This is a genomic window from Actinacidiphila glaucinigra (assembly GCF_900188405.1).
In the GTDB taxonomy this organism is placed as follows: domain Bacteria; phylum Actinomycetota; class Actinomycetes; order Streptomycetales; family Streptomycetaceae; genus Actinacidiphila; species Actinacidiphila glaucinigra.
In genome coordinates, this window is sequence record NZ_FZOF01000007.1 from 41,611 (window position 1) to 63,010 (window position 21,400).

21 protein-coding genes are annotated in these 21,400 nt (G+C 73.0%); 11 read left to right on the top strand and 10 right to left on the bottom strand.

The genetic code is table 11. The features are described 5' to 3' along the window. The first annotated feature begins 154 nt into the window (after nt 1-154). The 3 genes from CHF15_RS16165 to CHF15_RS16175 all read left to right on the top strand — a co-directional run bounded on the left by CHF15_RS16165 (nt 155) and on the right by CHF15_RS16175 (nt 3,022). A complete protein-coding gene (locus CHF15_RS16165; protein WP_089224508.1) occupies nt 155-616 on the top strand; it encodes a hypothetical protein in 462 nt (153 codons plus the stop codon). Nucleotides 617-699: 83 nt separating this feature from the next. Continuing rightward, the gene (locus tag CHF15_RS16170; RefSeq protein WP_089224509.1) at nt 700-2,154 is read left to right on the top strand and encodes a glyceraldehyde-3-phosphate dehydrogenase; all 1,455 of its coding nucleotides are present in this window, start codon (nt 700-702) and stop codon (nt 2,152-2,154) included. A gap of 127 nt (nt 2,155-2,281) precedes the next feature. Then, nucleotides 2,282-3,022 (top strand): GNAT family N-acetyltransferase, encoded by a 741-nt coding sequence (locus CHF15_RS16175; RefSeq protein ID WP_245938864.1) that lies wholly within the window; start codon nt 2,282-2,284, stop codon nt 3,020-3,022. Nucleotides 3,023-3,047: 25 nt separating this feature from the next. Here the strand turns inward: CHF15_RS16175 and CHF15_RS16180 are convergent, their stop codons facing one another. Then, nucleotides 3,048-3,629: a TetR/AcrR family transcriptional regulator gene (locus CHF15_RS16180; protein WP_089224511.1), complete on the bottom strand. Its 582-nt coding sequence runs from the start codon at nt 3,627-3,629 to the stop codon at nt 3,048-3,050. 88 nt (nt 3,630-3,717) lie between these two features. On the opposite strand from CHF15_RS16180, the gene CHF15_RS16185 reads away from it, so the two are divergent. The 3 genes from CHF15_RS16185 to CHF15_RS16195 all read left to right on the top strand — a co-directional run bounded on the left by CHF15_RS16185 (nt 3,718) and on the right by CHF15_RS16195 (nt 6,483). Continuing rightward, complete coding sequence (locus tag CHF15_RS16185) at nt 3,718-4,086, top strand: DUF4267 domain-containing protein (RefSeq protein WP_089224853.1); 369 nt, start codon at nt 3,718-3,720, stop codon at nt 4,084-4,086. A 76-nt stretch (nt 4,087-4,162) separates the two neighbouring features. Continuing rightward, nucleotides 4,163-4,654: a cupin domain-containing protein gene (locus tag CHF15_RS16190; protein ID WP_089224512.1), complete on the top strand. Its 492-nt coding sequence runs from the start codon at nt 4,163-4,165 to the stop codon at nt 4,652-4,654. 614 nt (nt 4,655-5,268) lie between these two features. Then, the gene (locus CHF15_RS16195) at nt 5,269-6,483 is read left to right on the top strand and encodes a serine/threonine-protein kinase (RefSeq protein WP_245938894.1); all 1,215 of its coding nucleotides are present in this window, start codon (nt 5,269-5,271) and stop codon (nt 6,481-6,483) included. A gap of 10 nt (nt 6,484-6,493) precedes the next feature. On the opposite strand, the gene CHF15_RS16200 is transcribed toward CHF15_RS16195, so the two are convergent. Further along, complete coding sequence (locus CHF15_RS16200; RefSeq protein WP_089224514.1) at nt 6,494-7,336, bottom strand: undecaprenyl-diphosphate phosphatase; 843 nt, start codon at nt 7,334-7,336, stop codon at nt 6,494-6,496. 549 nt (nt 7,337-7,885) lie between these two features. On the opposite strand from CHF15_RS16200, the gene CHF15_RS16205 reads away from it, so the two are divergent. Continuing rightward, nucleotides 7,886-9,187 (top strand): hemolysin family protein, encoded by a 1,302-nt coding sequence (locus tag CHF15_RS16205; RefSeq protein ID WP_089224515.1) that lies wholly within the window; start codon nt 7,886-7,888, stop codon nt 9,185-9,187. Then, complete coding sequence (locus tag CHF15_RS16210) at nt 9,184-10,215, top strand: hemolysin family protein (protein WP_089224516.1); 1,032 nt, start codon at nt 9,184-9,186, stop codon at nt 10,213-10,215. Before CHF15_RS16205 ends, CHF15_RS16210 begins: the two co-directional genes overlap by 4 nt. Before the next feature lie 4 nt (nt 10,216-10,219). Here CHF15_RS16210 and CHF15_RS16215 read toward each other — a convergent pair whose 3' ends face one another. Then, a complete protein-coding gene (locus CHF15_RS16215; RefSeq protein WP_089224517.1) occupies nt 10,220-10,471 on the bottom strand; it encodes a hypothetical protein in 252 nt (83 codons plus the stop codon). 147 nt (nt 10,472-10,618) lie between these two features. Continuing rightward, the gene (locus tag CHF15_RS16220; protein WP_089224518.1) at nt 10,619-10,858 is read right to left on the bottom strand and encodes a twin-arginine translocase TatA/TatE family subunit; all 240 of its coding nucleotides are present in this window, start codon (nt 10,856-10,858) and stop codon (nt 10,619-10,621) included. Between the two features lie 136 nt (nt 10,859-10,994). On the opposite strand from CHF15_RS16220, the gene CHF15_RS16225 reads away from it, so the two are divergent. Then, complete coding sequence (locus tag CHF15_RS16225; protein ID WP_089224519.1) at nt 10,995-11,405, top strand: BlaI/MecI/CopY family transcriptional regulator; 411 nt, start codon at nt 10,995-10,997, stop codon at nt 11,403-11,405. Nucleotides 11,406-11,413: 8 nt separating this feature from the next. After that, nucleotides 11,414-12,379 (top strand): M56 family metallopeptidase, encoded by a 966-nt coding sequence (locus tag CHF15_RS16230; RefSeq protein WP_089224520.1) that lies wholly within the window; start codon nt 11,414-11,416, stop codon nt 12,377-12,379. Between the two features lie 343 nt (nt 12,380-12,722). On the opposite strand, the gene CHF15_RS16235 is transcribed toward CHF15_RS16230, so the two are convergent. The 5 genes from CHF15_RS16235 to CHF15_RS16255 all read right to left on the bottom strand — a co-directional run bounded on the left by CHF15_RS16235 (nt 12,723) and on the right by CHF15_RS16255 (nt 19,397). Continuing rightward, complete coding sequence (locus CHF15_RS16235) at nt 12,723-13,178, bottom strand: tellurite resistance TerB family protein (RefSeq protein ID WP_089224521.1); 456 nt, start codon at nt 13,176-13,178, stop codon at nt 12,723-12,725. Nucleotides 13,179-13,290: 112 nt separating this feature from the next. Continuing rightward, nucleotides 13,291-15,858, bottom strand: a complete 2,568-nt coding sequence (locus tag CHF15_RS16240) for a Pls/PosA family non-ribosomal peptide synthetase (RefSeq protein WP_089224522.1) — start codon at nt 15,856-15,858, stop codon at nt 13,291-13,293. A gap of 259 nt (nt 15,859-16,117) precedes the next feature. Continuing rightward, nucleotides 16,118-17,542 carry a rifampin monooxygenase gene (gene rox / locus CHF15_RS16245; RefSeq protein ID WP_089224854.1) on the bottom strand — a complete coding sequence of 475 codons (1,425 nt, stop codon included), beginning with the start codon at nt 17,540-17,542 and terminating at the stop codon, nt 16,118-16,120. Between the two features lie 180 nt (nt 17,543-17,722). After that, nucleotides 17,723-18,316 (bottom strand): hypothetical protein, encoded by a 594-nt coding sequence (locus tag CHF15_RS16250; RefSeq protein WP_089224523.1) that lies wholly within the window; start codon nt 18,314-18,316, stop codon nt 17,723-17,725. Between the two features lie 460 nt (nt 18,317-18,776). After that, nucleotides 18,777-19,397 carry an L-threonylcarbamoyladenylate synthase gene (locus CHF15_RS16255; RefSeq protein WP_179279822.1) on the bottom strand — a complete coding sequence of 207 codons (621 nt, stop codon included), beginning with the start codon at nt 19,395-19,397 and terminating at the stop codon, nt 18,777-18,779. A gap of 237 nt (nt 19,398-19,634) precedes the next feature. On the opposite strand from CHF15_RS16255, the gene CHF15_RS16260 reads away from it, so the two are divergent. Beyond that, complete coding sequence (locus CHF15_RS16260) at nt 19,635-20,246, top strand: PadR family transcriptional regulator (RefSeq protein ID WP_089224524.1); 612 nt, start codon at nt 19,635-19,637, stop codon at nt 20,244-20,246. Nucleotides 20,247-20,703: 457 nt separating this feature from the next. Here CHF15_RS16260 and CHF15_RS16265 read toward each other — a convergent pair whose 3' ends face one another. Continuing rightward, nucleotides 20,704-21,312, bottom strand: a complete 609-nt coding sequence (locus CHF15_RS16265) for a PASTA domain-containing protein (RefSeq protein WP_089224525.1) — start codon at nt 21,310-21,312, stop codon at nt 20,704-20,706. Nucleotides 21,313-21,400: the final 88 nt, after the last annotated feature.

Genomic DNA, 21,400 nt, shown 5'->3' on the forward strand with positions numbered 1-21,400 from the left:
GCCGTACGACGCCTGAGGGTGGGGCCCGTGAGCCACGGCTTCCGGGCCCCACCCGCGTCCGGGCCCCTGCCCCTTCCGCCCTTTCGCCCGACCCGGTCCGGCGCGGGCCCCCGGTGAGCGGGACTCACCGACTGCACCACATCTGGAGCCACAGGTGCGCACAGCACTCCTGCCCGCAGCACTCGCCACCGCCGCCCTCGGGGTGTCCGCCGTCTCCTGCGCGGACGCGTCGCGCACCAGTGACACGACTGCCGGGGCGACCGTGCAGGACCTGCGGGTGGGGGCCGTCTGCTCCTCGCACTTCGCCTTCGCCACCGACGTCTCCTGCGGGCTGGTCGGATTCGGCGACGTCCGCTTCCACTGCGCGGGTGAGCACGGCGACGAGCCGTGCCCCAGGACCCGTTCCGTGACGTTCGAGAACATCGGCAGGACCTCGGTGCGGCTCGTGGCGGTCAGCGGCTCGGCGCCGGGCGAGCGGCACGAGTCCGTCTCCCGCGCGCTGCCGACCGGGGCGCGGGCGACCGTGGCCCCGCGGGCCGGCGACGGGTACCTCTACGACGTCCTGCTGCGCGCGGACACCGGCTCGGCGGCGGTGGGCGTCGTCGCGGTCTCCTGAACGACGGCGGGTGGGCCCCGCGGAAAGCACGAGGTGGCGGTGTGGTTAACATATGAGCACCGCCTAGCTCGAAAGATAAGCCTGTGACTGTCAACGAGGACTCGTTCACCGACTGGAAGCACCGCGAGGAGATCGCGGAATCGATGATTCCGATCATCGGGAAGCTGCACAGGGAGCGGGACGTGACCGTCCTGCTGCACAGCCGCTCCTTGGTGAACAAGTCGGTGATCAGCATCCTCAAGGCCCACCGCTTCGTCCGGCAGATCGCCGGACAGGAGCTCTCCGTCACCGAGACGCTGCCGTTCCTGCGGGCCCTCACCACGCTCGACCTCGGCCCGTCCCAGATCGACCTCGGCATGCTCGCCGCGACGTACCGGGCCGACGACCGCGGGCTGTCCGTCGAGGAGTTCACCGCCGGGGCGGTCGCTGGCGCCACCGGTGCCAACAAGATCGAGCGCCGCGAGCCGCGCGACGTCGTCCTCTACGGATTCGGCCGCATCGGCCGTCTTCTCGCCCGGCTGCTGATCGAGAAGTCCGGTTCCGGCAACGGCCTGCGGCTGCGCGCCGTCGTCGTCCGCAAGGGCTCCGGCCGGGCCGCCGAAGACCTCGTCAAGCGCGCCTCGCTGCTGCGCCGCGACTCCATCCACGGCCAGTTCCAGGGCACGATCACCGTCGACGAGGCGAACAGCACGATCATCGCCAACGGCAACGCGATCAGGGTGATCTACGCCGACGACCCGGCGTCGCTGGACTACACGGCGTACGGCATCAACAACGCCATCCTCATCGACAACACGGGCAAGTGGCGGGACCGCGAGGGGCTTTCGCAGCACCTGCGTCCCGGCGTCGACAAGGTCGTCCTGACCGCGCCGGGCAAGGGCGACGTCCCCAACGTCGTCCACGGCGTCAACCACGACATGATCAAGCCGGACGAGCGGATCCTGTCCTGCGCCTCCTGCACCACCAACGCGATCGTGCCGCCGCTGAAGGCGATGGCGGACGAGTACGGCGTGCTGCGCGGCCACGTCGAGACGGTCCACTCGTTCACCAACGACCAGAACCTGCTGGACAACTACCACAGCTCCGACCGCCGCGGCCGTTCGGCGCCGCTCAACATGGTCATCACCGAGACCGGTGCCGCCTCGGCCGTCGCCAAGGCGCTGCCCGACCTCAAGGCGAGGATCACCGGCAGCTCCATCCGGGTGCCGGTGCCGGACGTCTCGATCGCGATCCTCAGCCTGCAGCTCGCCCGCGAGACCACCCGCGAGGAGGTCCTCGACCACCTCCGCGAGGTGTCGCTGACCTCGCCGCTCAAGCGCCAGATCGACTTCATCAGCGCCCCCGACGCCGTCTCCAGCGACTTCATCGGCTCGCGCCACGCCTCGATCGTCGACGCCGGCGCCACCAAGGTCGACGGCGACAACGCCATCCTCTACCTCTGGTACGACAACGAGTTCGGCTACTCCTGCCAGGTCATCCGGGTCGTCCAGCACGTCTCCGAGGTCGAGTACCCGACCTACCCCGCCGCGCGGGTCTGACCGTCCCGCGCGCCGGTGCGCCGCGGCGGTCCCCCGACCGCAAATCGTTTGCGCGCACCGGCGGGCGGCCCGCAGCATGGGCCGCATGAGAGCGATGGCGACAACGGCGGGCGGATACTGAGTGGCCGTGCACGAGGAAGAACGCCTGGTCCTGCGCGGGCCGGGGGGAGTGCCGCAACTGACGTACGTCGAGGGGGTCAGGGACGGCCGTCCCTGGGCCGACCTCGCGGAAGCGGTGGGACCGGACCCCGTGCCGGCCGTGCTCGCGGGCCTGCCGGGGTGGGCGGTGTCGGGCTCCGTCGAACTGGGGGAGCGGCTTGTCCGGCATGGCGCCCGGGTCCTGCGGCACGCCCATGGGATGGAGCGCGACCTCGTCGCCGACCCCCCGCCGCCCGAGTGGGCCTCGTGGCCGCTGCCCGAGGGGCTGCGCGCCGTCCCCTGCGACCGCCCGGCCCGGGAGCTGTTCCCCGCGTGGCGCGCCGCCTTCGCAGCCGGTCACCCCGACCACCACGAGGGCGGTGACGAGGAGGCCCTCGACGTACAGCTGGCCCCGGTGCTGTCGGGCGCCGTGCTCGGGCCGGTCCTGCCGTGCAGCACCCTGGCGGTCGACGGGGCCGACCATGTCGTCGCCGGGGTCGTCGTGACGGACCGAGACGGCCTCCCGTGGGTCGCCACGGTCTTCCGGCAGCCGGATTCGCGTTACGCCGGTCTCGGTTCCCTGCTGCTGCGCCGGGTGCTGGCGGACGCGGCGACGGGCGGTCTCGCACGGATCGGCCTGGCGGTGAGCGACGCCAATCCCGCCCGCGGGCTGTACGAGCGGCTGGGGTTCGCGGTGACCGGCACCTCGCTCACCGTCCTCGTCCCCTGAGGGGGCGGGGCCTCCGGCGCCGGGCTCAACCGCCGCCGGCGAAGCGGGCGTTCAACAGAGCGAGACGGCGCTCGTGCGCCTCCTCCGGCAGTCGGCCGCTGCGCATGAGGGTGACCAGGCCGTGCAGCCCGGCCCAGTAGGTCTCCGTGAGGAGGTCCGGCGCGCCGTCGGCGCCCGCCACCGGCTCCACGGCGCGCAGCAGTTCACCGAAGGCCTCGCGCAGGGCCGCCGGGGCTTCGGGCGTGGCGAAGGGCAGACCGACGTGGTGCGTGAACATCGCGTCGTAGAGGGCCGGCCGCCGTCGCGCGAACGCCGTGTACGCCCCGCCCACCGCGGCGAGGGTCTCCCGCGGCCCCGTCACCGCGGCGCGCGCCTCCCGCAGCCCGGCGGCCAGTTCCGCGAACCCCTCCACCGCCACGGCGGCCATGATGGCGTCCTTGCCCTTGAAGTGGCTGTAGAGGACGGGCTGGCTGTACTCGATCTCGGCGGCCAGCCGCCGTGTGGTGACCGCGTCCCAGCCCTCGGCCTCCGCCAGTTCCCGCGCGGCCGTGATGATCAGCTGCTCGCGCTCGGCTCGCTCGCGCTCCCGGCGCGTCCGGATCGTCATGCGTGAAATTCTAGCACCGCTAGACCTTCTGTCGATGCTCTGCTAGCTTCGCTCTTGTCCCTAGCGCTGCTAGCAAGGAGATGTGGACGTGACCACCACCGCGTACACCCTGGCCATCGTGCTCGACCTCCTGGTGCTCTTCATCGGAGCCCGGTTCCTGCTCCAGCCCCGCCCCGCGGCCGCCGCCTACGGCGTGCCCGCCGAGGGGGAGGGAGCCGGCGCCTACCTGGCCGTCAAGGGCCTGCGGGACGCCACCTTCGGGGTGATGGGCCTGGCCCTGCTCGCCTTCGCCGGTGCCCGCGCCGAGGCCTGGTTCATGCTGATCGTGGCGCTCGCCCCGCTCGGCGACACCCTGATAGTCCTGCGGCACGGCGGCACCAAGGCCGTCGCCTTCGGCATCCACTTCGCCACGGCGGTCGTCGTCCTCGTCAGCGCCGCCCTGCTCTTCGCCGTGTGACCCGGCGGTTCCCGCAGCCCGTCAGAACCCCGCAAGGCCCCGCAAGACCCGAGATCGTCCGGACAAGGAGCCCGCAATGTCATTGATCGTGCCCGACTTCGACGCCTCCGTGATCGTCCGCTCCACCGAGGCCGAGGTGATCGGCCGCGCCCCCACCACCGTCCGGCTGCTGGCCGACAGCAGCGCGACCGGCGGCGCGCTGTCCACCCAGCGCGTGACCCTGACGGGGGGCGCCGACGGCGCCCGGCCGCACCGGCACGACAGGTCGGCGGAGATGTTCTACATGCTGGACGGCGAGGCCCGGTTCCTGTCCGGGGACGAGGTCGTGACCGCCGGCGCCGGCGACCTGGTCGTCGTCCCGCCCGGGCGCCCCCACGCCTTCGCCGCGGCGCCCGGCTGCGACGCCGACATGCTCATCGTCATCACCCCGGGCGTCGAACGCTTCGAGTACTTCCGCCACTTGCAGCGCATCGCCCTGGGCGAGGTCACCCCGGAGAGCCTGCTGGAGGTGCAGGAGCGGTACGACACCTACTTCCTGCACAACGCGGCCTGGGACCGCCGTCGTTGAGCCGGGCCGCCGATGCGGCTCGGCACCGCGCGGGCCGGACCCCGCCGTGTCCCGCGCCGCAGCGTGGAGGCTGTGCCCGTCCGGGTGCCGGCCGCCGGTCCCGGGGAAGGGCGCCGCTGCCCGTTGCGGTTGCAGGTGATCATCGCGTCGGCGCTTGGTGCCGACGGACGGGTGCGGGTGTCCGGGCGAGCCGGGACAGACGACGTACTTCGCGTCCGGCACCCCTGAGCGGGAGGCGATGGAGACGCGTCACTCCGGGTGGGTGGCACGGCCGGCGCGGGGAGGCCGCGGCCCTCGCCCCCTCGCAGGGCATCGCCGTCCACCCGCTCCCGTGGTCCGAGGAGGCGCCCGCCGACCTCGCCGGGCGCGACCCGGCAGGCGGCTCCGATGCGTCAACTCCTCAGGGCGGCGGGCGACTTCGCCCGGCGGGCGGGGGCGGCCGACCCGGGGTTCCCCGGTGAGGGGCGAGTCCCCGGCGGTTGCGGCCGCAGGTCACCGCGAGTGTGCGGGTGAAGTACCTTAAGGGGGGTCTGGTTTGGCTCGCGGGATCGAGGTCGTACGACGTGCTGGTGGCGGATCGGTATCGCTTGGACGCGCCCATCGGCCGCGGCGGCATGGGCGAGGTGTGGCGGGCGACCGACGAGGTGCTGGGACGTCCCGTCGCGGTGAAGCTCCTGCTGGGCGACGGCTCGGACGCCTCCGCGGCCGCGCGCTTCCGGCTGGAGGCGCAGACGGCGGCGCGTCTGGGTCACCCGCACGTCGTGGCGGTCTTCGACTTCGGGGCCTGGGACGGGCGGTTCTTCCTCGTGATGGAACTGGTAGAGGGCGACAGCCTGGCCCAGTTGCTGGAGGCCGGCCACGTGCTGGGCGCCGAACACGTCGCGGTCGTCGCCGCGCAGGCCGCCGCGGGGCTGGCGGCCGCCCACCAGCAGGGCATCGTCCACCGCGACATCAAGCCGGGCAACCTGATGCTCGACGCCGCCGGTTCGCTCAAGATCGGCGACTTCGGCATAGCCCGGTTCGTCGACGATCCGGCCGCCGCGCTCACCATGACCGGGCAGATCGTCGGTACCAGCCTCTACCTCGCCCCCGAACGGGCCCTGGGCCAGAACGCGGGGCCGGCCTCCGACGTCTACGCCCTCGGGTGCGTCCTCTACCAACTGCTCACGGGCCGTACGCCGTTCCAGGGCGACAGCCCGACGGCCCTGCTGTACCAGCACATCGACAGCGCCCCCGTGCCGCCCTCGCAGCGGGGCGTCGACCTGCCCGCGGCCTTCGAGGGCTATCTGCTCGGGCTCCTGGCCAAGCAGCCCGAGGACCGGCCGACGGCCCGGGACGTGGCCGACTGGTTCCGCACCGACGCCTGGCGCGCGCACCCCGTCCCCCCGCCCGCCACCGTCGCGCCGCGCGGCGCCGCGAACGCCACCCCGAACGACGCCGGGACCAGGGCCGCCACCTCGGCGCTCGTGCGGCCGCCGGCGACGCGGTCCGCGCGCGGCACCCGGTCGGCGGCGCCCAGGCGGCGGGCGGCCCCGGCCCAGCGTCGCAGCCCCGGCGAGTTCATCCGCTACCGGCCGCGCGTCGCGAGCGCCATCGCCGGGGTGGTGGCCTTCGTGGTGGCCGTGATCCTCGGCATGGTCTGGTTCTCACCGGAGAGCAGCTCCGCCAAGACCCCCACCGACGGTCCGGGCGCGAGCCCGACCCAAGGGGCCGGGTCCTCGCCCCAGGCCGTCACACCGTCCGCGGACCGGGGTGACGACCAGGGCGACGGCGACGGCGAGGGCGACGGCGACGGCGAGGGCGACGACGACGCGCAGGACGAGGACTGAGCCGGGACCGTCAGCCCACGTCGCCCGCGCCCGGTGCGACCGCGCCGACGGCGACCAGCCCGATGAGCAGCGCGCCGAGCAGCACGCGGTAGATCACGAACGGCGTGAAGCTGTGCGTGGAGACGTACCTGAGGAACCAGGCGATGGCCGCGTAGCCCACGGCGAAGGCGATCCCGGTGGCGAGCAGCGTCGGGCCCCAGGCGGGGGCGGTCTCGCCGCCGATCTTGAACAGCTCCAGGGTGCCGGACGCGAGCACCGCCGGGATGGCCAGCAGGAAGGAGTAGCGGGCGGCCGCCTCACGGCTGTAGCCGAGGAAGAGCCCCGCGCTGATCGTGCCGCCGGAGCGGGACACACCGGGGATGAGGGCGAGCGACTGGGCGAAGCCGTAGCCGAGGGCGTGCGGGAGCGTCAGCTCGCTGATGGGCTTGGCCTTGCGGATCGCCCGGGTGCGGTCGGCGACGGCGAGGACCAGTCCGAAGAGGATCAGCACGGTGCCGGTGATGCGCAGATCGCGCAGTGAGGTCTCGATGCTGTGCTGGAAGACGGCGCCGAGGACCGCGATGGGGATCGTCCCGACGATGACGAACCAGCCCATGCGGGCGTCGGGGTCCTTGCGCCGGTCGGGGACGAAGAGGGACGTCGTCCAGGCCTTGACGATCGAGACGATGTCGCGGCGGAAGTAGATCAGCACGGCCGTCTCGGTGCCCAGCTGCGTCACGGCGGTGAAGGCGGACCCCGGGTCCTTCCAGCCGGCCAGGGCGGAGAACACGCGCAGGTGGGCGCTGGAGGATACGGGCAGGAACTCGGTGAGCCCCTGCAGCAGGCCGAGGACGGCGGCTTCGAACCAGGACATCGGGGGGTGACTCCACGGATGGTCGGGACGGCACGGCCCGGCGGCGGAGCCGCCCGGGGGACGTGCGCGACATGAGGTCGGACGATGGCGGTGGCCGGACGGACGGGGTGCGGCCCCGGTGGAGCGGGCCGCGGTGAGCGGGCCGTGCCGCCGGCCGCGGCACGGCCCGCCGGAAGGCCGGGAGGCGAGCGGGTCAGGATTCCCTGTCGTCCGCCCGTGGCCGTTTGAACACCATTGCGGCGTTCGCTCCTTCACCTGGGGTTCCGTCGGCCCCCTGCGGGCCACCCGCAAGAACTACCGCGTCAGGTAAAGAAGTTCCCAAGACACTCGCATGGCCGAGCGGGTTTCGTCCGATCGCGGGGCCCGCCGGGGCCACGGCAGAAGGCCCGTCTCCATTGACGACCGCCTTTGCGCTTCCTTTACCATGGGTGAAACCTGCCGTACCGAGCACGAAGAAGGAGCCGCGGTTCCCGCGATGGACCATCCCCCGAGTACCGACCGTGTCATCCCCCGAGAGGCCCGCCGAGGCGTGGGAACGGGGGTGACACGGTGACCGAAGTCCTGCTCCTCCTGCTGGCCCTGCTGCTGACCCTGGCCTGCGCGGTGTTCGTCGCGGCGGAGTTCTCCCTGACCACGGTGGAGCGCGGCGAGCTGGAACGTTCCGCCGCCGCCGGTGAGCGCGGCGCGGACGGCGCCCTCAAGGCCGTGCGGCGGCTGACCCTGCAGCTGTCCGGCGCGCAGCTGGGCATCACGGTGACCTCGCTGGTCATCGGCATGCTCGCCGAGCCGTCCCTGTCGGTTCTGCTGAGCGGCCCGATCGAGGCCGTCGGCCTGCCCGAGGGGGCCGCGTCCATGACCGGGACCGTCCTGGGCGTCGTCGTCTCGACCGTGGTGCTGATGGTGATCGGCGAGCTGGTGCCCAAGAACTGGGCGATCTCCAGCCCGCTGGCCGTCGCCAAGGTGGTGGCCGGGCCGCAGCGCGGCTTCACGGCGGCCTTCTCGCCGTTGATCAACCACCTCAACGACACCGCGAACCGCCTGGTGCGCCGCTTCGGCCTGGAACCGGCCGAGGAACTGGCCTCCGCCCGCACCCCGGACGAGCTGCGGGCCCTGGCCCGCCACTCCGCCGCCGAGGGCGTGCTCGAACCGGACTCCGCCGAGCTCTTCGTCCGCACCCTCCACCTGAGCGAGCTGACCGCGGAGAACGTCATGACCCCGCGCGTGGACGTACGGGCCCTGGAGGCCCACGCGACCGCCGCCGACGCCGCTGCCCTGTCGCTGTCCACGGGCCTGTCCCGCTTCCCGGTCTACCGGGACAGCCTCGACGAGGTCATCGGCACCGTCCACATCCGCGACGTGCTGGCTCTCCCGGCCGGCGAGCGCGCCGGCACACCCGTCGGGGCGCTGGCCACCGCCCCGCTGCTCGTCCCCGACAGCCTGCCGGTGAACCGGCTGCTGGAGCGGATGCGCAGCCGCCGCACCATGGCCGTCGTCATCGACGAGTACGGCGGCACCGCCGGTGTCGTCACCGTCGAGGACGTCGTGGAGGAGGTCGTCGGCGACGTGCGCGACGAGCACGACCCCCAGCAGCGGCCCGACCTCGCCCCGGCGGGCGACGGGTCCTGGGAGGCCGACGGCAACATCCGCATGGACCAGCTCGCCGGCATCGGCCTGACCGCGTCCGACGGGCCGTACGAGACCGTCGCCGGCCTGCTGGCCGCCACCCTCGGCCGGATCCCCGCCCGGGGCGACGCCGCGGAGGTCGGCGGCTGGCGCTTCACCGTGCTCAGCGTCGACCACCACGTGGCCGAGCGGGTCCGTGTCGCACGTATTGCGGAGGACGTCCGATGACCGCGCTGCAGCTCGCCGTCGGCGCCCTCACGCTGCTGACGAACGCCTTCTTCGTGGGCGGCGAATTCGCCCTGATCTCCGTGCGGCGCAGCCAGATCGAGCCGCGCGCGCAAGGAGGCGACAAGCGCGCCCGCACGGTGCTGTGGGGCCTGGAGCACCTGTCCGCCCTGCTGGCCACCGCACAGCTGGGCATCACCGTCTCCTCGCTGGTGCTGGGCGCGGTCGCCGAACCCGCCATCGCGCACCTGCTGGAGCCGGGCTTCGAGGCCGCGCACGTCCCGCACGCGCTGGTGCACCCGATCTCGTTCGTGATCGCCCTGACGGTGGCCACCTACCTGCACATGCTGGTCGGCGAGATGGTGCCCAAGAACATCGCGCTCGCCGCGCCCGAACGCTCCGCGCTGCTGCTCGGCCCGCCGCTGGTGGCCGTCACCCGCACGCTGCGGCCGGTGGTCTTCGGCGTCAACGCCTTCGCCAACGCCCTGCTGCGGCTGCTGCGCGTCGAACCGAAGAACGAGGTCGCGGCGGTCTTCACCGACGACGAACTGGCCCGGCTGGTCCAGGACTCCAGCGCCGCCGGCCTGCTCGACGCCTCCGGTGGCGAGCGCCTGCGGGACGCCCTGGAACTGGGCAGCCGTCCGGTGGGGGAGATCCTCGTTCCGGTCGGCCGCATGGTCACCGTCGGCGAGCGGGTCACCCCGGACGAACTGGAGCGGACCGCCACCGCCTCCGGCTACTCGCGCCTGCCGGTCACCAGCGCCTACGGCGGCGTCCTGGGATTCCTCCACATCAAGGACACCCTCGGCGTCGCCGAACGCGACCGCCCCTTCCCCCGGAGCTCCTTCCACCCCGTCATCCGGCTGCGCCCCACCACCCCGCTGGACGACACCCTCACCGCCCTTCGGGCCGCGGGCACGCACCTGGCCGCGGTCACCGGCGACGACGGCACGCTGCTCGGCTACGTCACCATGGAGGACGTCCTCGAGGAACTCGTCGGCCCCGCCATGGCGGTCGGGGAGGCGGCCTGAGGCGTCAGCCGGCGGGACCTCCCGCGGGCGGCGCGGCGATCTCCTTCGGCTCGTACGGGGTCGCCGGAGGTTCCGGGCCGGAGTACCGCCGGCCCGGACACCGCAGGTCCGGGCCGGTGTTCCCGTCCTTGCCCGCATCCTCGGCCGTGTCCGCGCCCTTGGCGCCGGACCGCGCCGGGACGGAGGTGTAGCCCAGGCCGTCGCGCGCGTCCTGGCAGGCGAGGTGGTCTCCGCAACCGCACGCCGGCTCCGGCACGTTCAGCCCCTGCCGCCGGGCATTGCGCCGCCCGGCCGCGGCCTTGCGCAGCCGGTCGTACGCGCCTCCGGCGGCACAGCCGCTCGCGAGGATGACCGGTGCGATCTCGAATCCCGTCAGGGCCTCGGCCGAGGGGCCGGGGAGGGCTCAGCGGCCGGTGCCGTCCGCCTCGTCGGTCCTGCGGATCACGTCCCCGGGCGCCGCCCGGATGACCTGCGGGGCGGGCCGTTCGGCGGCCGGGTCGGCGTCCGCCTTCATGGCCGCGGCCTCGCTCTTGAGGATCCGGGTGGCCTTCCCGGCGGAGCGGACGAGGTCGGGGAGCTTCCTGATGCCGATCAGGACGACGACCACGATGAGCAGCAGGGCGAGTTCGCTGAGGCCGAACATCGGGCGGTTCCCTCCGGCTGGACGGGGCGCCGGTGCGCCCGTGGTGACGACCCTGTGGAAACTACAGCACTGTAGTAGGTGTGGGCCAGGGCGCACGGCCGCCGCTGGCTACGATGAACCGCCCCGGCCGCGGCGGATGCCGTGGCCGGCCGGAAGAGACGGGGTGAGGGACCGGGTGCACGGCAGGCGGCGAGGTCAGGGCGAGTTGGAGGCCGAGGTGCTGGCGGCGCTGCGCGCGGCGCCGGGACCGGCGAGTGCGGCATGGGTGCAGGAGGAACTGGGCTGCGCCCTCGCCTACACCACGGTGGTGACCATCCTGACGCGGCTGCTGGCCAAGGGCGCCGTGACACGGGAGCGGGCCGGCCGCTCGTTCGTGTGGACGCCGACCGCCGACCAGGCGGACCTGGCGGCGCTGCGCATGCGCAAGGTGCTGGACGGGGAGCAGGACCGGCAGGCGGTGCTGGCCAGCTTCGTGACCGGCCTGCTGCCGCAGGACGAGCGGATGCTGCGGGAACTGCTGGACCAGGCCGGGGAAGCCGAGGAGTAGCGCCGGACATGGGGGTCTTCGTCTTCCTGCCGCTGGTCCTGCCCCTGACGGCGTGGCCGGTGGCCCGGCTGGCCGAGCAGCACCTGCATCCCCGTACGGCGACCTGGCTGCTGTCCGCGGCCGCCGGGGTGCTCGCGCTGTGCAGCACGCTCTGCCTGGCGCTGCTGGTGGTGGTCGGCACCGCGCAACTGCCGGGCAATCCGCTGCCGGACGGGTGGTCCGACCCGGAGGTGCGCGCGGCGGTCCCGTACGACGAGGTCGCCGGCAAGGCGGCCATCGCGGCCCTGATCCTCGTGCTCGGGTCGTGCGCCCGGGCGGTGCGGCGGCACCGAGGCGTCCGCGTACGGGCCCGGCGCGCGCTGGAGGGCCTGCCGGCGGGGCCGGTCGCGGTACTGCCCGACGGCGTGGCGTACGCGTACGCGCTGCCCGGCCGGCGTCCCCGGATCGTGGTCAGCAGCGGGATGCTGGGCACGCTGACGGCGGCCGAACGCCGCGCCCTGTTCGCCCACGAGCGTTCGCATCTGGCCCGCCGCCACCACCGGTTCCTGCTGGCCGTGCAGCTCGCGGCGCGGGCCAACCCCTTCCTGCGGCCGCTGCGTACCGCGGTCTCTTACACCACCGAGCGGTGGGCGGACGAGGAGGCCGCACAGGCGGTCGGCAGCCGCCGTACCGTCGCACTGGCGATCGGCAGGGCCGCGCTCGTCTCCGCGGGGACCCCGGGCGTCGGGCACGCGGGGCTCGCCGGCTTCGGAGGGTCCGCGGGGCTCGCCGGGTTCGCGACCGCCGGGCCTGTACCGCGCCGCGTCGCCGCCCTGCTGGCGCCCGCCCCCGCCGGACGCGTCTGGCCGCCGGTCTTCACGGCGGTGGGCCTGGCCGCCTGGGGCGCCGCCGCGGGCACCGCGGCCTCGGCGCTCTCGTCCGCGAACTCCGCGGTCACCCTGTTCCTCATCCTGCACGCGGCCACGCCGCTGTAGCGCCGCGGGCCGGGGGTGCTGCCGCCGGGGCGGACGGCAGCACCCGGTCCTCGGCCGTGGGCCGCGCGGGCGGGGCTAGGTCGTGTCGTCACATGAACTCCCCCAGCTACCGCTGGGAGGTGCCCCCCACCGCCCGGAGGGCGGGCTCCGCGGCACCGCCCAGCTGACGCTGGGCGGTGCCCCCAGGTGCGGTGCATCGCAAGGCGGAGAGTCGTCCTCGTAGTGGGCTACTCGGACGATTCGGCAACGCGGCGTGGGGGCACCTCCCGGCGGAGCTGGGGGAGCGCCGCTGGGTGGGGGCGCCCCCGGCCGAAGGTTGGGGGAGGGCATTTGACGACACGGCCTAGAGGTCGAACTCGTGCGGGGGCAGGCCGAGGGTGTGGCAGGCCTCGCGGACGACGGCCTGCTCGGTCTTGTCGAAGTCCCCGTCGGCGCCGCCGATGACGATGCCGATCTGGACGACCGCGCGCGCCTCGGCGGGCTTCTTGGCGGCCTTGGCGATCTCCTGCAGCACGCTGACCTTGCCGAGGTCGAAGTCCGCGGTGAGCCGGGCGAGGTTGTCGTCGAAACGGCGATGGAGGTCGGCCGCGTCGAAGTTCTGCAGGACCTCGTTGGTGGCGATCAACTGGGCGACCCGCCGCCGCTCCGACGGGTCGATGCTGCCGTCGGCGGCGGCGACGAGCGCGCACATCGCCATGGCGGCGTCACGGAAGGCACCGCTCTTGAGGTCGTTCTTCTTCGCCACGAGCTGCGTCTGCATGGTGGCGGCGGATTCCTTGATGCGGTCCCACAGGGGCATGAACGCTCCAGGTCTCGGCGGAGCCCGGACCGCATCCCGGACCGGGCTCCCGCGTTTTCTACAGCGCTGTAGAAACGAGGGGTGCCGCCCGAAGGTTCCCCGCGCCGCGGTCTCAGCCGGGCGCACCGGCCACGGCGTCCGGCATCTCCCGGGCCGGGTTGCCGCCCCAGCGGGCCCGCTCCGGCACCTCCTCGCCCTTCATCAGGAAGGAGTCGGCCGCGAGGACCGCTTCGTCGCCCATCGTCACGCCGTAGTGGACGAGAGCGCCGACGCCGACGGTGCAGCGGTTTCCCAGCGTGGTGCGGTCCGACTTGAAGGTGCCGTCCTCCTGCGAGTGGCACTGGATGCGGGTGCCCTCGTTGAGGACGCACTCGTCGCCGATGCTGACGAGGGACCGTTCCGGCACGTAGCAGCCGTCGTCGAAGACCCGGCTGCCGATCCTCACGCCGAGCAGTCGCCAGACCACGGTCTTGAAGGGCGTGCCGTTGAACACCGCGATCGCCTCGGTCGGGTTGGTGATCTTCCAGTAGCGCTCGTGCCGCCAGAAGGGGCGTTCGTAGATCGAGCAGTACAGCGGCCGCAGGCCGTGCGGGCCCGCGGTGGCGCGTTCGGTCAGCACCATGTCGGCGACGGCGAACAGCACGGTGAGGACGTTGGCGAGCACGATCACCGCCGGCCCGAACGTGCCGTAGAGGTCCGCCGCGGCCGACACGACCAGGGCGACCGAGAAGAAGAACAGCCACCGCGACCCCAGGTGCAGGGCCATGGTGGCGGCGTTGTGCCGGTTCTTGGCCGCCAGGCGGCGCCGGAAGGTCGCGCGGTCCTCGACGAGGTGGTCGAACCTGCTGTCCCGCAGGACGGACCGGGGGATCTCGAAGCTGGGCGAGCCGAGGAGGCCGACGCCCTCGCGGACCTCCCCGTCGAGCGGGACCATCACCTTGGTGGCCAGGAGGCAGTTGTCGCCGGTCCTGCCCCCGGCGGGGAAGGCGATGTAGTTGCCGAGGAAGTTGCGGGGGCCGATCGTCACCTCGGAGGTCCGGAAGGACGTGCCGGTGTAGTCGGTGTTGATGACCGACAGCCCGTCGGCGATCATCGTGCCCCGGCCCACGTTGGTCAGGCAGGGGGTGTCCTGCCGCACCGTGAGGCCGAAGTTGGAGCCGGTCTGCTCGACGTCGCCCAGGTCGTACCCGAGGCGGCTCAGGAACGGGACGATCGCCGAGCTGTCACCGAACAGGACCTTGTGGAAGCGCCGGTTGGTGAGGAAGCCGACGGCGCGGTGCACCCCGTAGCGGAAGCCGAACAGGGGGTAGTCGCGGTCCGGCCGGACGACGAGGTTCAGCACGCGCGGGACCGTCACGGAGAGCAGGGCTCCCAGGACGACGGCGCCGAAGAAGAAGACCGCGGACGCGGCCAGCGCGTCGGCGTAGAACGTCCAGCTCGTCAGCGCCGTGGGTCCGGGCTGCAGCAGCGAGCGGAACTGCGGGACCGCGGCGACCAGCAGGACGCCGCCGCCGACGGCCAGGGGCACGTACACGATCAGGGCCGTCAGCACCTGCGTCGCCGCGTAGGCGGCCCTGCGGAGGGTGCCGCACCGGGCGGGGCCGGCCGCGCGGCGGTAGTCGACCGCGGTCGGCTGCGCCGGGGACCCGTGCCAGTGCTCCCCGTCGGGCACGGACTGGCCGGCGTGCAGCGAGGAGGAGTGGCCGAGCTGGGTGCCGTCGCCCATGGAGGTCCCGATGTCGAGCACCGTCGCCTCGCCGATCAGCACGTCCCTGCCGAGTGTGACCGGCCCGGTCCTGATCACCCCGGACTGCGCCCGGTAGCAGTTGAGGTAGGCGTCCTTGCGGATCACCGTGCCGTCGCCGACGGTGAGCAGGTCGGCGCAGACCGGTACGTGACGGGTGAGGACCGTGACGCCCCGGCCGATCCTGGCACCGAGCGCCCGCAGATAGAGGGAGTAGACCGGGGACCCGGCGAACAGCGCCAGCGGATTGGCCCGGATCAGCGTCTTGGCGCACCAGAAGCGGACGTACGCCAGGCTCCACAGGCGGATCTCCCGTGGGCGCCACCGGCCGACCAGCACCCACTTGCCCAGGACGGGCAGCACGCACACCCCGAGGAAGACGGCGGCCCCGAACACGACCGCCCGCAGATAGGTGCCGAGCAGCCCCGAGCCGCCCGCGATCCACTCCACGCCGCCCGCGAGGACGAGGGCCGCCGCGAAGGAGTAGGCGAGGAAGAACAGCAGTTGCAGCGTCGCGCACAGCGCGTAGCGCGGCGTACCCCTCGGGCCACCCGGCGCGCCCGGTCCGTACGGAGCCTCCGCCGGGGACGCGGCAGCCGGGGCGGCAGCCGGAGGCGGGGCGTCCGCGAGGGCCGCCGCCAGGCTCCTGACGGTCGGGTGGCGGTAGACGTCCTTGATCGAGACGGGAGGCACGTCCTGGCGCTTCCTGAGCCGGGCGCAGAAGCGCGCCATCACCATCGAGTCCGCGCCGAGGTCGGTGAAGAAGTTGCTGTCGAGCGGGACCCGCTCGGTCTGCACGACCGGGGCCAGTACCTCGGCCAGGATCCGTTCCCGGCCGGTGGCCGCGGACCGGCCGGGGCCGGGAACGGGATCGGGGCCGGGGTCAGGGTCGGGGTCGGGGTCGGGTGTCAGGACGTCGACCGGGATGTCCGCCATGGCGGCTCCATGAAGGGTGCGGACCACGTGCGAGCGAGCCGGGCGCCGAGGCGGCACGGCCTCGGCCGACGTCCGAGCGCGCGATCCGGAAACGGTGGGTGGGTCCTTTGTCCGGTATCGGAGAATGTGTGTGTCGTACTCGCAGTCTCGGCCCCGGGCGTGGCGGATGCCAGTCGGCCGGTCGGTCACCTTGGGCAACTCCCCGTCGACGTAACGTGATACCGCCCGGTGAGGGGGTGTTGTGCGCAGCCTCGGCGGGTCAGTGAGCGGGGGCGCCGAACCAGCGCGGGAGTGCGGCGCGCAGCTCGCGCCGGTCCGCTCCGGCCCAGGCCACGTGGCCGTCGGGGCGGAGCAGCACCGCGGGGACGTCGAGTTCCCCGCTGACGTCGACGACATGGTCGACCCGGCCCTCCCAGCCCGCCACCGAGAACGCCCCGCCCTGGTCGAGGAGCAGGCCGCGGCCGCCGTGCATCAGCCCGTACAGCCGCCCCCGCGTCAGCCCGACGTCACGCAGCCGCCGGCCGAGCAGTTCGTGGCCCGTGCCGAAGTCGTAGCGGATCCCGATCCCGGTGATCTTCTCGATCAGGTGCCGGTTCACCTCCTCGAAGCCGGCCAGTTCCGACAGGAGTCGGCGCACCGCCCGCGGACCCGGCTCGGTGGACAGCAGATGCATCTGCGCGCGGGTGTTGTCCAGCACGTCGGCGGCCACCGGGTGCCGCTCGGCGTGGTAGCTGTCGAGCAGCCCCTTAGGCGCCCAGCCGTTCACCTCGGCGGCGAGCTTCCAGCCGAGGTTGAACGCGTCCTGGATGCCCAGGTTGAGACCCTGCCCGCCGGTCGGCGGGTGGATGTGCGCCGCGTCACCGGCGAGCAGCACCCGGTCCACCCGGTACCGCTCGGCCTGCCGGGTGGCATCACCGAAGCGGGAGAGCCAGCGCGGCGAGTGCACGCCGAAGTCGGTGCCCGCGACCGCCCGCAGCCGCTCCCTGAACTCCTCCTGGGTCGGCGCCGCGCGGTCTTCGGCCACCCCGTCGGCCGGAACGACGAGGCAGTGCCGCCCGCCGGGTTCGGGGATGACGCCGAACCGCTCCTGCGTCCTGCGGACCTCGGCCACCACGGCGGCCACCGCCTCCGGCGGCGCGGCCACCTCCATCTCGCCCAGCAGCGTCTCGACGGTGGAGGGCTCGCCGGGGAAGCCGACGCCGAGCAGCCTGCGCACGGTGCTGCGTCCGCCGTCGCAGCCGACGAGGTAGTGCGAGCGCAAGCGCGTCCCGTCGGCCAGTTCGGCGGTCACCCCGTCGTCGTCCTGGCTCAGCGCGGTCAGTTCGCAGCCGCGCCGGATCTCGACGCCGAGTCCGGTGACGTGCTCGGTCAGCAGGCGCTCGGTGTCGGTCTGCCGGATGGCCAGGACGTACGAATGGGCGGTGTCCAGCCCTTCCGGCCACCGCGTGGCGAGGCCGGCGAAGAACCCGCCGGACGTGACCTTCCTGCCGACCGCGAGGAACCGGTCCAGCAGACCGCGCTGGTCCATCACCTCGATGCTGCGCACGTGCAGGCCGCGCGAGCGGGTCTGCACGCTCGGCTCCGCCTCCTTCTCCAGCACGAGCGCCCGTACACCCTGCAGCCGCAGCTCGCCGGCCAGCATCAGTCCGGTCGGCCCGCCGCCGACGACGATGACGTCGATCATCAACACACCCATCCCCGTGACTTCCGGCTCAAGGCGGTGATTCTGCGGCACGACGGGGGCCTTGCCGCAAGGCCCCCCGTGCGCTATAGCTTGGAAGCGGCAAGGAGCGGGCGCTCCTTGCCTTTTGTCGTCGGCGGCCTTTCGTCATCGTGCCGTCGAAGCAACGGCCGGGATCAACGCCTAGTCGTCCGCGGAGTCGTGCTTCTCGCTGCCGGGTTCGAAGTAGACGTCGAGGATCGCGTCGAACTCATCGCTCCAGGACCGCAGTTGGCGTCGGCTGGGCGCGTCGGCCCACGTCTCGAACCAGCGGCGCTCGGACAGGTAGACCGTGACGCCGAAGCGACGCCCCCACTTGGGGACGTCGATCTCGACCGCACGGATCTCCTTCCAACGGAACTCGGCCTCGGTGTCGTCCAGCCGGAAGGCGAGGCCGTGCCGGTCCGCCCGGATCGACCCCCTGCGGTCCGCCGCCTCGAACACCCGGCCCTCGCCGGAGCCTTCGGTGGCTTCGTCGTCGTCGACTTCGTCGTCATCGGTGTCGGTGTCGGTGTCGGTGTCGGTAGCGGTGGCGGACTCCTCCGCGGCCGTGGCGGGCGACGGCACGGTGCCGGTCGGCGCGTCTGCCGGGGCGTCGGACGCACCGCCGGTCCCGGAGGCCGCGGCCTCGGTTCTGTCGTCGCCATCGGGTTCCGGCACGAGGATGCCGGGGACGTATGCCGGATCCATGCCGGCGGCCTGTACGAGCGGGATGTTCGGACCTCTGGTCTGCTCCACGGCGGGCAGTATGGCTGATCCGCCTGCGCGGGTGACACTCGCCCCGGTGTTCGGGTTCGGCCGAGATGATGTCCGGGATCACTGCCGACCGTTGGCTGGCCGTGCGCGACAGCGCGGGTACCGGCCCGATTCGGTGCCCGCGAGGTGAACGGTGCCCCTGGCGTCGAGCACGCGGTGGGCGCGCGCGGAACCCTGTGCGGGAAGTCGGCGCGGTACACCACTCGCTGCGAGGCCGCTCCCTCGGAGCCATGCGCACAGGAACGCCTGCAACTGTTGAGGCTGCGAGGGGCGGGGCGACGGTGGCTACACCTGTGCGGGCAAACGGTGATGAGGCCTCGCGTACCCTAGCTGGGCCCTGACCTGCAGTGACTGCTACGCGGCGGGGGCTGGTGTCATCGGCGCGGCATGCACGTCTCATGCTGCAGGCAAGATCCATACCTTCTTGATCGGCCTCGCGGCCTCACTCGAACCGCGAGGTGTCTCCCGCGCCCCGCCGTACGATCTCTGCCACGCCGCCGGAGAAGTCGACCACCGTCGTCGGCTCGGTGCCGCAGTCCCCGGAGTCGACCACGGCATCCACCACGTGATCGAGCCGATCCTTGATCTCCCAGCCCTGAGTCATCGGCTCCTCCTCGTCAGGCAGCAGCAGTGTGCTGGACAGCAGCGGCTCGCCCATTTCGGCCAGCAGCGCCTGGGTGACCACATGGTCCGGGATGCGCACACCCACGGTCTTCTTCTTCGGGTGCAGCAGCTTGCGCGGCACCTCACGGGTGGCCGGGAGGATGAAGGTGTAGCTGCCGGGCGTGGACGCCTTCACGGCCCGGAACACGTCATTGTCCACCTGCACGAACTGGCCCAGCTGCGCGAAGTCCCGGCACATCAGCGTGAAGTGGTGCCGGTCGTCGAGGTGGCGGATCGAACGGATCCGGTCCATGCCGTCCCTGCTGCCCAGCCGGCAGCCCAGCGCGTAACAGGAGTCGGTGGGGTATGCGATGAGTCCTCCCGACCGCACCGCGTCGGCGACCTGGGCGATGCTGCGCGGCTGGGGGTTCTCGGGGTGCACGTCGAAGTACTTCGCCATCTGCCGAGCTTATGCCGTACCCGGGTGCCGCACTCGCGGGGCCGCGCCCTGTCGTCGCAACTACCGCTTCGGGCACGGACAAGACCTGCCACCCACGTTGTCGTCAATCTTCGGTGAGACCGGTGCATCTTCGCTGGGACAGACGACAGCTCCGCAGGTCGAAGGGCCTTGCTCTGCGACTGTTGCCGATATATCGTTGAGGTATCGCGACCGTACGACGATGGAAGGAGCGTCATCATGCGTTCCCATGGACACGGACACTTCGGACCCGGCCATCACGGCCGCGGCGACCATGAGCAGGAGGGGCGGCGCGCGGCGTTCGGCCCGTTCGGACCGCCGTTCGGCGGGGGGCCCTGGGGGCCCGGGCCGTGGCACGGCGGGCGGGGCGGCAGGGGAGGCCCGCGGGGTCGGGCGAGGCGCGGCGATGTGCGCGCCTCCATCCTGGCGCTGCTCGCCGACCGGCCCATGCACGGCTACGAGATGATCCAGGAGATCGCCGAGCGCAGCGGCGGCGCGTGGAAGCCGAGCCCCGGCTCGGTCTACCCGACACTGCAACTGCTCGAGGACGAGGGCCTGATCACCAGCGCGTCGGAAGGCGGCAAGAAGCTCTTCACGCTCACCGAGGCCGGACGCACCGAGGCCGAGGCGGGCGCCGACGCCCCCTGGGAGGAGGCCGGGCGCGGCATCGACTGGGAGGCCATGAACGAGATCCGCAAGGCGGGCGCCGGCCTGGTCGACGCCTTCCGGCAGGTCTGGGCGACCGGTACGCCCGAGCAGCGCGACAAGGCCCTGACCGTGGTCAACGAGGCCCGCAAGAAGCTCTACCTGATCCTCGCCGACGAGGACTGACCCCTTTGTACGTCGGTGGCCCGGGACGCACGTCGTGGTGCCGTGGGCGGGTGGGCGGCCGGGGTTCAGGCTCCGGAGCGGGGGCGTTTCCGGTGGCGGGGGTCTCGTTGCCGTCCGCGGGTGCGGACGGCCGCTTCCACGCCTAGTGCCGGTGGTGGGCGCGCCCGCCGTGACCCGCGTCTGCTGGTGACTCGAGGTGCTGCCGGGCGGCCCGACATCGCGGAAGCATCTGCGGACGCCGGTCACGGCGGGCGTGCCACCCGTGACCACCGGCCGTCTGCACCCGCGGACGGCGACGAGCCCGGAACCGTACGAACACCAGCCCCGCTCCTGCGCCCGAAGGGCGCGAGACGGCGGGACAGCCGCCTCTCCAGGGCCCGCCCCGCAACACGGGCGGCGACCGCCTCCAGGAGCCTCCACGCGCCGCGACGGACATGCGCCCGTCGGCATCCGATGTCTAGGGGCAGGCCTCGCCGAACTTCACGGCCTTGAAGACGACCGGCTGCCCCGTGAGTCGGCCGCCGGCGGCGGGTGACTGCGAGCACACCTTCCAGTTGCTCTCCACGAGGACGAAGCGGTCCTGCCCGGAGGCGTCCTCCGCGGTGACGCCGGTCGAAGTGGTGAGCGTCGTACGGGCCACCTTCACGGAGGTGCCCGTCAGGTCGGGCATCGTCGCTCCCGCCGAGGCGGGCGGGGAGGCGTCCCGGGCGGGGCAGGACTCCTCGCGCTTGACGGCGCCGAAGTCGACGGTGCCGGTGGCGGGCCGGCTGCCCGGGGCCGGGCGCTGGAAGCAGATCTTCCAGTCGCGGTCCCAGATCTGGTCGCGGCCGCGGCCCAGCGCGTCGTGCGAGTCCAGGCGGTAGAAGCCCAGCGACTGGGCCTTGTCCTGGGCGGCCTGCAGGCCCATGCCGGCGAACGAGGGCAGGTCGGCCGACGCGGTCGTGGCGGGGGTGCTCGCGGGGGCCCGGCCGTCGCCGGTCGTACCGCCGCCGACGGGGTCGCAGGCCGTGGCGGCGGTGGCGAGCAAGGCGAGCGCAAGGGCGGCGGCGGTGCGGGCGATCTGCATGGGCGGGGCTCCCCTGTCGGTCCGTCGGCCCGGCACGGCCGGCGCAAGCGACACCGTACCCGGGCAGAACGGATCAATGCCGCATCGT